General features: G+C 66.7%; 2 protein-coding genes. One reads left to right on the top strand and one right to left on the bottom strand.

The window, feature by feature from the left end:
* On the bottom strand, positions 1–9595 hold a 9595-nt coding region (locus tag E2493_RS09715), incomplete at its 3' end, for a calcium-binding protein (protein ID WP_318531691.1).
* A 566-nt stretch (positions 9596–10161) separates the two neighbouring features.
* Here E2493_RS09715 and E2493_RS09710 point away from each other — a divergent pair.
* Complete coding sequence (locus E2493_RS09710; RefSeq protein ID WP_225421322.1) at positions 10162–10794, top strand: toxin-activating lysine-acyltransferase; 633 nt, start codon at positions 10162–10164, stop codon at positions 10792–10794.
* The last annotated feature ends 60 nt before the right edge of the window (positions 10795–10854 follow it).

The raw sequence follows: 10854 nt of genomic DNA, 5'->3' as shown, positions 1-10854 counted from the left end.
GCGCGATGCCGGCGCCGAACTCGAGCACGCCGCGGCCGTCGCTGGTCCCGCTGCTCTCGATCCTGTCCTGGCCGTCGCCCTTTGCGAAGCGGTAGACGTCGTTGCCGCCGCCGCCGATCACGACGTCGTTGCCGGCGCCGCCGGTGAAGGTCTCGTCGCGGGCGCTGCCGACCAGCCGGTCGTCGCCGCTGCTCCCGCTGCCGGTGACGAGATCGAACAGGGCGTCGCGGCTGAGGCGGGTGCCGTCGCCGAACTCGACGGCGTCGACGCCGACCAGATTGGCGTCGTAGCGCAGCACGATCTCGTCCTCGCCGTCGCCGAAGGTGAGGACGAGCTCGTTGCGGCCGGGCGCCGCGCGCGAGACGCGCATCTCGTCCGGCCGATAGCCGGAGACTCGCAGCGTGTCGGTCCCGGCGCTGTCGTCGATCACGTCGCGGCCGTCGCCGCGGGCGAAGGTGTAGACGTCGTTGCCGCCGGCGCCGCGCACCTGGTCGTGGCCCGGGCCGGCCGCGATCACGTCGTCGCGGGCGCTGCCCAGCACGATGTCGTCGCCCGGCCCGGCCTGGTCGGTGATCGAGCGCTGGATCAGCTGTGCAGCGTCCCAGGTCTGGCCGTCGTCGAACGCCAGCGCCGGAACGGCCCCGCCGCCCGCCGCGCCGACCAGCACGATCTGGTCCCCGGTCGCCGGAAAGGCGACGATCAGGTCGTTGCTGTCGAGGGCGGACAGGCGCACGACGGCCTCGGCGGCGATGAAGCCCTGCAGCGTCACCGTCGCGCGGGTCACCCCGGACGGCATCTCGATCCGGTCGATCCCGTCGCCGCGCCGGAAGATCAGCTGGCCGTCATTGGCCATGATGATGCGGTCATGCCCGGTGCCGGCGGTGACCACTGCATTGGGCACGAGGTCGCGCAGGTCGATCCGGTCCTGGCTGCCGTGCGGCTGCTGCTCGTGGATCAGCATCCGGATTTCGGCGATGCTGAGCAATGTGCCGTCCGCGAAGCGGAAGCTCTCGACCGGCTTCTGGCTGTAGCCGCCGAGCACGACGAGGCGGTCGGACCCCGCCACCAGCGTGATCAGCAGGTCGCCGTCCACCTCCTGGAAGCGGAGCTGGTCACGGGTGAGGCCGGTCCCGAACTCGATTAGGTCGATGCCGCCGCTGTCGCTGATGCTGTCGCTGCCGTCGCCGACCCCGAATTTGTAGGTGTCGTTGCCGAGGCCGCCGGCCACGGCGTCCGATCCCGCCCCACCGGCGATCGTGTCGTTGCGGCCGTCGAGGCCGGTCAGCTGGTCGTCGCCGGCCGTGCCGGTCAGCAGGCGATCGATCACCTGGTCGAAGCTCAGCACCACGCCGTCGGCGAAGTGGAATTCCTCGATCCGCGTGCCGGCGAGGCCGCCGACGACGGTCACCACGTCGACGCCGTTGCCGAGATCGATGACGAGGTCGTCGGCCACGCGCCGGACGATCAGGGCGTCGCGGGTCACGGAGGCGCCGAAGACGATTTTGTCGATCGCGCCCGCGCGATCGGTCTTCTCGATGATCCGGTCGAAGCCGTAGCCGGCGCTGAACGCGTAGGTGTCGCCGGCATTTCCGCCCTTCAGGACGTCGTCGCCCTGGCGGCCGTCGAGCGTGTTCGGCTGGTCGAGCGTGCCCTCGATGACGTTGTCGCCGCGATTGCCGCCCTCGATCTGCAGCAATTCCTCGACGTCGGAGATCTTGAGGAAGGTGCCGTCCTTGAACTCGAACCGCTCGACGCCGTCGTCGGTGCTGCGGAACTGGTCGCGGATGCGCAGCGTGTCGGTGCGCTGCAGCACCGAGACGATCAGGTCGTTGCCGTCCTTGGTGAAGACCACGTTGCTGCGGGTGATGTCGTCGCCGAACTTGACCACGTCGTCGACCGGCACCTTCATGCCCGGCCGATCCTGCCACGAGGCCCGGATCCGGCGGTCGACGATCACGTCGTGGCCGTAGCCGACGTCGAACTTGTACGTGTCGCCGCCGTCTCCGCCTTCGAGCGTGTCGTCGCCGCCGCGGCCGTCGAGCAGCTCGGCGAAGTTCGAGCCGGTGATCGTCTCGCCGGCGCTGGTCCCGACCAGGTCGATGTCTTCGGGGTTGAAATCGGTGAACAGCAAGGTCCGGTCGGAGAACTCGAAATATTCGACCGCGGCGTGCTGCGCGCCGTCGCGGACATATTGGTTCTCGAGCACGACGCGCTCGCCGGTGGCGCGCACGGTGATGATCAGGTCGAGCGCCGTGCGCGAGAATTCGACCTCGCTGCTGGCGATCCCGTCGAAGATCAGCCGCTCGCTGCCGTCGCTGTCGTAGATCGTGTCGTTGCCGTAGCCGCGTCCGTAGACGTAGACGTCGTTGCCGCTCTGCCCGACCAGGCGATCGTTGCCGGCGCCGCCGTCGATCCAGTCGCTGATCCCCTCGAAGCCGTAGATGATGTCGTCGCCGCCGGTCTTGGCGATGTCGACATAATGCTGGAGGAGCTTCAGATAGGACCATTGGGTGCCGTCGCCGAAGACGATGTCCTCGAGCAGGTTGACGTAGCCGATGAACGGCAGCTCCTTCAGATACTCCCTGAGGGTGACCTGGTCAGCGCTGCCCTTGATCCGCAGGGTCAGCGTGTCGCTCGGGCCGTCGCGCAGGAAATCGAGATCGGTCCAGCGGACGTCGTCGATGAACTTCAGCGTGTCGTGCTGCGGGCCTGAGAAAGCCTTGAAGCTGAAGTCGTTGTCCTCGATCACGTCCTTGCCGTAGGCGCGGCCGAACACATAGGTGTCGCTGCCCTCGGCGCCGGTCAGATAATCGTTGCCCTTGCCGCCATCGAGCGTGTTGACGTTGAGCAGGCCGTAGATGGCGTCGTCGCCGTCGGTCCTCGCGTTCTCGAGCACGCGCTCGACGATATCGGTGAACTCGAGCGAGGTGCCGTCCTCGAAGATGAAGCGCTCGATCAGATTGGGCGAGACATAGTCCAGCCCCTCGCTGCTCCCCATCAGCTCGGCGAACGCGCCGAGGCCGAGCGTGATTCCGCCGAGCTGTCCGACGATCTCGATCGTGTCGCTCGTCTCCTGCCCGACCTTGAGCAGGGTGATCTTGAGGTTGGGGCTGGGTCCGTCCCGGGTGAGCTTCAGGTCGTCGGCGGAGATGTCGCCCTTGAACTGGAGGAAGTCGAGACCGGCCTTGATCGGCCCGAACGAGAAGCTGCCCCGCTCGTCGATGACGTCCTGGCCGTCGCCGCGCGCGAAGATGTAGACGTCGCCGCCGGCGCCGCCGCTCATCAGGTCGTTGCCCTTCCCGCCCCACAGGAAGTCGCCCGATCCCGATCCGATCAGCGGATCGTTGAACACGCCGGCGGCGCGCTCCTTGTCGACCACTTCCAGGGCCATTCGGGTGCGGTCCCAGACCACGCCGTCGGAGAAGACGATCGAGGTGACGCCGCTCTCGAACTGCTTGCCGTTCGACAGATACTGGTTGAGCTCGCCGAGGACCTGGTCGGTCAGGCGGATGAAGCGGCCGCGGCCCTTGATCTCCAGGATCAGATCCTCGCCGTCGCGGATCGCCTTGACGTCGCTCGCCTTGACGTCGGTGAAGCGCAGCTCGTCGGCGCCGCCGAGGTCCTTGTCGTCGATATGGTCGCTGCCGGCATTCTTGCCGACGAAATAGTAATCGGCGCCCCCGCCGCCGCGGAAGGTCTGGTCGCCCGCCGACATGTAGAAGAAGTCGGTCTTTTCGGTGCCGTCGACGGCGGTGGCGTCGGCGGCGTGGGTGATGATGCGGCTCTCGTCGATCGACAGCGCATTGGCGACCTGGAAGATGTCGAGCGGAACGCCGACGTTCTCGAAGGCCGGCAGCAGCATCTGGAAGATGAACGCCTGGTCGATCGAGACGGTGCGGCCGGCCATGTTGCCGCTGCCGCTCAACGCATAATCGGGATAGACCTGCCAGAGCACCTCGTTCCAGTCGGCGAGGTAATCGAAGGCGGCGTCCTCGGCGTTGGTCTTCGGCGCGGCCTCGAAGATGGCGTCGAACATCGGCGCCAGCTCGCGGTCGCTGGTCGGCCGGTATTTGTCCGTCGCCGCATCGTAGACGATGCCGCGGGCGAAGTCCTTCAGGCCGCCCTGCAGCGCCATCCGCACCGCAAAGCGGCGGCTGACGACGACATATTGCTCCATCGCGATGCCGGTGAGCTCGATCACCGGCTTGATCGGCGACACATAGCTGTCTTCCGACAGGCTGATCCGGCCGGTCGTGTTGACCGAATAGCTGATCTTGCCGGTTGCCTGGTCGAGCGTCGCGCTCAGCATCTCGGGCCGGAAATCGACACCGCCGAGGCTCATCGCGAAGTGGAACTGGGCGGGCGTCAGCAGCTCGACGCGGTAGACGCTGTCGTCGGTCGAGCCGACCTCGTCGAGATGCTCGAAGTCGATCTGGTAGTTGCGGAGATTGAACTCGCGCGAGTCCCCGGTCTTGAACTGAAGCTCGAGCGCGCGGTCGAGGTTGCGCGCCCAGACGTAGAACTTGCCGTCCTGGTCGGTGACTTCGACCGTGTAATCGACCACCTTGTCGTCGGTGAAGCGGACTCCGATCTCCTCCACCTTGATCGCGGCATAGGGATTGAAGCCGATCTGCTCGATCCGCCATTCCTGGCCGGTCGGATGCGCCTGCGCCTCGATGTCGGCCCGCGTTGGCGCGGCAATCACCTGGCCGCCGGCATCGACCACCGGCTTGCCGCTCGCCAGGCGCCAGCTGCCGTCGCTCTGCTCGATGCCATAGTCCTTGACCACGGCGCGGCCGCCGACGATCTCGACGAGATAGGGCGCCGGATCGCGATGGCTGACCGCGGCGGCGCGCGACGAGGGCGACCAGCCCTGCTCCAGCCGCCAGCCGTTGCCCTGTGCCAGCACCTGCTCGAGCGTGGCGCGGGAGACGGCAATGCCCTGGGCGTCGAGGATCGGCGCGCCCGAGGCGAGCACCCAATAGCCGCCGGCCGCGTCCTCGCGATATTCGGCGCGGTCGGCCAGCACGGTCTTGCCGGCGGCGTCGGTCGCCAGCTTCACCGCCACCAGCTCGCGGGTCAGCTCGAGGGTGGCGCCCCATTTGCCGAGCACCTCGCCCGATTGCTCGCGCAGCAGCTTGAGCTTCGGAACCGTCATCGCGGCCGCTTTCGCGGCGACGAGCTCGCCGAGCTCGATGTCGTTGGCCATTGCCACCGCCAGGTCGGTGACCGTGCCGAAGCCCTTGGCGTTGATCGAGAGCCCTTGCTGCCAGGCGGCGCGCCCCGCCTCGCCATTGTACAGGGTATCGACGTTGTCCGACTGGAAGATCGCTTCGTAGCTGTTGCCGGTGGTGCCGTCGGTGCGGGTAAAGGTGCCGTGCGAGAGCAGGTCGGCGCCTTGCGGCGTGCGCAGGCCGAGGGCGGTGCCGGAGACACCGATCGACAGGATGCCGAGCTCTTCCAGCGTCGCCAGCTCGCCGCTGTCGGTCAGGCCGTCCTGGTCGTAATCCTGCCAGATCCGGAGCTCCGACCAGACGAGGTCGGCGGCGCTGATCACGCCGTCGCCGTTGCGGTCGTGGCTGGCGAGCTCGGCGAAGCCGCCCTCGCGCGCGTTGCCGAACATCTCGCTGATGTCGTCGACCCGCCCGTTGCGGTTGGCGTCGAGCACCAGGAAGCCGTCGTCGCTGTCCAGCCAGCCGGTGCGCTCGCGGAACATGTCGCCGTCGATGTCGAAATAGGTGCCGCCGACCTCGGTCGTCTCGATGCCGTCGCCGTCGAGGTCGAACACGAGCGGATCGACACCCGTGAACCACAGGGCCGCCTTGCCGAAGCGGATCGCCGCCGCGGCGAAGGTCAGCACCTCGTCGACCATCGCCGCGCCCTGGCCCATGCCCCAGGTCATCAGCGTCGGCGGCAGCATCGACAGGATCGAATAGTAGGGATTGGCGACCTTGAAGCCGAGCCCGAGGTCGGAATTGCCGAGAATTCCGAACTGGGCCGCGCCGGAGAAGCTGTACAGGCCGTCGAAGGCCTTCACCCGCATCGCGCCGGCGAGAATCGTGGATTCGTCGAACGGCGTGCTCGGGTCGTCGGGATGCTTCTTGAACAGGTCGGCGCCGAACAGCTGCGTCACCTGGTTGATGATGTAGAGATCGACCGTGCCGTCCTTCTGCTTCTGGAAGTAGTAGGTCATGAACGGCATGAAGTGGTCGAAATAGAGCTGCCGCGTCGGATCCCATTTGCCGGTCTGCGGATCGACCGCGTTCTGGAACAGCCGGTAGCCGAGGCCGCCGTCGCCGAACGCCATGTTGAGGCCGCCCATCGCCAGCGTCGGGATGTTGTTGCCGCCGGTGAGCGGCAGGCCGAAGAACTTGAGGACGTCGTGGTGCTGCGCGTCCATGATCGTGGTGTCGGGCCACCACCAGAAATTGTCGGAATTGGACGCGTCGTCGGCGACCTTGGTCTTGCCGTCGGCCAGCGTGCCGCTGATCGTGTCGCCGTAGAGCTCGGCGCCGGGGCTCATCGCGAAGATCCAGTCGCGGCCCTCGCCGCCGGTGACGATCGGCTTCTCGCCGCCGATCACCAGCAGATCGTCATTGCCCTGACCGCCGTCGAGCGTCAGGCGCAGCTCGACTCCCGCGGTCGGCCCGGTAGGCTCGCTGGTGTCGAGCAGCTCGCCGACCTTCCGGTGGCCGGGCCCGAAATAGACCATCAGGTCGTTGCCGCCGCCGCCGGTGATCGTGCCCCAGCCCGGATGGTTGGGGGTGCCGAAGAACTTCTGCTTGACCCCCATCATCTCGGCGAGGTTGCCGCCGAAGAACACGTCGCTCTTGTCGGTCAGCTTGATGTTCTCGGCGCCGCGGAAGGCCAGGCCGGTATCCGGCTGGAAGGCCGCGGCGATCAGCCGGACGACCACCGACCGGGTCAGCTCGGCCAGCTTGCTCACCGGCCCGGCATTGTTGTCGGCGACCGAGCCGTTGATCGAGACCGCGCCCGTCTTGCTTCGGGAGAAGTCGACCGTGTCGAAATCGGCCTTGCCGACCGGCCCCGATGCCTTGCTGCTCAGATCGACGACGATCGGCATGCGCTTCGTCGCGTCGTCGACGTAGAGGGTGTCGGCGCGCTCGCTCAGCTCCGCGACGTCGATGTTGATCAATATGTCGCTGCTGACGAAGCCGGTGTTGAGGTCCTTGATGGTGAGCTTGAGCGCCTGGCGCTTCTCGAACGTCACCAGCTCCCCGCTGACGACCTCCAGACCCTTGGCGGCAAGCGCCCCGGTGACCGAATCCGCGACGCTGTAGCGGACCGTGTCCTGGTCATCGAGGCCGACCAGATTGGCCAGATAGTCCGCGATGCCTTCGAAGATGTTCTGCTTGAGGTTGTCGCCGACGTAGATGTCGCCCCCGTCGTCCTGCGGGCCCGCGAGCTCGCGGATCGAATCGACGATGATGTCGTCGCCCTCGCCGGCGATCACGAAGTCCTTGCCGCCGCGCGCGAAGATGCGGTCGTTGCCGCCTTCGGTGATCAGCAGGTCGTTGCCCTTGGTGCCGTGCACGGTCTCTTTGCCGGCATGGCCGATGTAGACGTCGACGTGCGTCTCGTCGCCCTTCGCCGCCTCGACCTTGTACGAACGTTCGGCCAGGGTGATCTCTTCGGGATCCTTGCCGACGGCGACGTGCAGCCGGTCGATCACCTTGCGCGAGCTCGCCTCCCAGCCGAGCTTGGCGAGATTGTCGAGCGCCGCCTCGCTGTACGAATCCATTCCGAGCAGCACGGTCAGCAGGCCGCGGGTGTCGCTCGATTTCGAGAAATAGCTTTTGAACAGCGCCGTCTGCTCGGCGATGACCAGGCTCTCGGAGCCCTGGTACTCGCCGGTCTTCAGCACATCGAGCCAGAGCACGTCGGAGAGGTCGACCGCGAGCGCGCTCTCGTCCTCGGCGAGCGCGAACACGCCTTCCTGCGGCTTCACCTCGGTATTGGCGTCGCGCCGCACCTTGTTGATCGCCAGCGCGCCGGCATATTGGCTAGCGATCCGCGCCAGGCTCTCGATCAGCGGGGGATTGCCGCCGAGCATGTCGAACAGCCCCTGCAGGCCGCCGAGGCTTTCGGTGAAGATCGGATTGACCGACCCCTTGTCGCGCTTAACGATCTTCCCGAGGTCGTCGTAATCGTCGAAGAAGGCCTCGGCGGCGGTGTCGCCGAACGGGCGCGCGCCTTCGTCGATCACCGAATAGGCGACCGCATTGGGGATCACGATCCCGAGATTGTCCTTGCCGTACTGGGCGACATATCTGCTGTTCTTGGACGCCGCCTCGGCGATGTCGGTGTCGAGCAGCGAGTTCAGCGCGAGGTCGGAAAGCTCGGCCAAGTCGGCCCAGCTGCGGTGCCAGTCGGGGAATTTGTCCTTCCGCTCGTCGGCATATTTCATCAGCACGAGCGCGGCCATGTTGTGCTTGGCGACGCCGTCGAGCACGCGATCGAGGCCGTTGAACGCGAGCTCGGCATATTTCGTGAACTTGTCGACGAGGGCAGCGGTGGCCGCATAGCCCTGGCCGCCCGGGATCATGGCGAAGATGGCGCTGAGGATCGATGCGATGTCGCCGACGCCGGACAGGATGTCGGCGAGCGCGCCGGCCCATTTGCTGGGGTCCCAATCGTAGGCGGAGACGCGCTGGTGCGGATTGGCGTTGAGGCCGTCGACCGCCTTGTCGATGAAGGCCTCCAGCACCTTCAACGGATCCTCGACGCTGCCCTCGATCACCTTGTTGGCGAACACCTGCAGCACCGATTCGACGATCTCGTCGAAATGGCCGAAGTCGATGCCGATCCCGGAGACCTGCAGCCGCTCCTTCAGCACGAACGGCAGCAGGCCCTTGACCAGCTCGACGAAGAGATCGCCGCGGATGAGCTCGAGGATCTCGCCGTCCAGCGAGATGCCCTGGAAGTTCCGGAAGGTCGGCAGCTGGATGTTGAGCGCCGCCACGCCCTCCGGAGTCGGCATGCGGCCGGCGGCGATCTCCGCGGTCAGATAGGGAATGAGCTTGCTGATCGCCTCGACCGCACCGCGCAGCAGCGAGGCCGCGAAGAACGGCATGTGATCGTAGCCGATCGCCTTCGCGCCGGAGAATGCCGAAATGTAGCCGGCAAGGCCGCCGCCGAGCGAATGCCCGGTCAGGCCGATGCTCGTGCCGGTCGACGGGGAAATTTCGGTGACGCCGGCGACGCTCTTGAACAGATCCTCGGCCTGCACCGCCTGCCCTGCGCCGTAGATGCCGGCGCCGACCGCCCAGCCGTAGCGTATGTCCTTGCCGAACTCCGACCAGGCCGCGCCGCTCAGGAAGCTCGAGGGAAAGTTGGTGCCGCGGTAGGATATGATCGTGCTGGCATCGAGGCCAGTGATCCCGCCGCGGATGACGTCGTAGACGGTGGCGTGGAAGCCGGTCTCGCTCCACGCCTGCGAGCCGGCGACCCCGGAGATGTTGAGGGCCCTGACCGCGCCGACCTCGTCTCCCTCCACCACCATCGCGGCACCCGAGCCGCGATTGTAAGCGTCCATCGACAGGACCGCGTAGAACAGTTCCTTCGAAATCGGCATCGCGCGCTCCGAGACTGCTGCTTCAGGTCAAATGGTCGCCCTGGATCGACTGGGGCGTCGCGCGGGGCGTTGACCGCCTCGCCCGTGAGGTACACGCACGGCGGCGGCCGGCGCCGAAGCACCGGATCTTCTGGCTCTGGTCGTGCTTGTCCACAGCTGCGCCCCCAACACGAGGAGGGCGCACTTCACCACCGCCAGAAGCATGGGTGCATTCTGGCGATCCATCCGGCGCGGGCCGGGCGGCGTGACTCGGGAGTCCCCCTCGAACCGGCAGTCTTTCCCGATTAAGGAGCAGGGTCAACGGCTTTTACGCCGTATTAACAACTCGATCCGTTCCGGATCAAAGCATTGGCGGAAAGTCAGGCCTTGGCGTGACTGTTGCGCCGCCTGTTGCCGCCGTGGCGCGCCCAAGACGTCGTCCAAGCGACACCGAGCTCTCGCTATGCGTGCCTGCAACGTCCTAGAATAGCAGCAATATCTCGATTGATGCGGGCGGAAGCCGCGTTGACTCGCGACTTTCGCCGCTTAAGCTGGTCCCCTCAAGACTCGGCGGGGGGAGATCGAACGTGGCAGGCAAGACCAACAAGTCGAACGGCAGCAAGGCGGCCCAGCCGCAGGTGAACGGCGCCGAGGTCGCGGACGCGGGCGCTGCGCCGGACGCGCCCGCCATGCCGCAGCTCGATCCGGAGATCGCCCGCAAGATCGCCGAGGTGCGCTCGCAGATCCGCGAGAATTTCGGCAAGGTCGTGATGGCGATGATGATGCAGGCGCGCTATCGCAGCCAGACGCTCGACGATCTCCAGCACCTCGTGCTCGAGCCGCTGATGCGCGATCGCATCGCCATCGCATATCCGGGCAAGGCGGAATCGTCGCCTTTGTCGGATCTCGCGGGCCTGGCGATCTGGGCGAGCGTGTCCGAGGAGGTCGACGCCTCGATCCGCGAGCAGATCAAGGCCGGGGTCTTCCCGGTGCGGCTGAAGGCCGAGGACTGGAATTCGGGCTCGATCAACTGGCTGCTCGACGTGATCGCGCCGGACCAGCGGGCGACTGCCCGGGTCATCGCCAATTTCAAGCAGGTCGTGAAGGAGGGCGCGCTTCGCCTCCATCCGATGATCACCCGCCTCGTCGACGAGGAGACGCTTCAGAAGATGGGCGCCTCCAGGATGAGCGCGCCGGAGCCGGCCGAGGCGGACGCCTGAGGGCGAACGCCGACCTACCACTGACCTTTACGGGCGCGCCTTCCCTCGTGGAAGGACGCG

The sequence above is a fragment of the Sphingomonas parva (ex Maeng et al. 2020) genome (assembly GCF_004564275.1).
GTDB lineage: Bacteria > Pseudomonadota > Alphaproteobacteria > Sphingomonadales > Sphingomonadaceae > Allosphingosinicella > Allosphingosinicella parva.
This window is presented reverse-complemented; position numbering and strand designations above follow the sequence as displayed.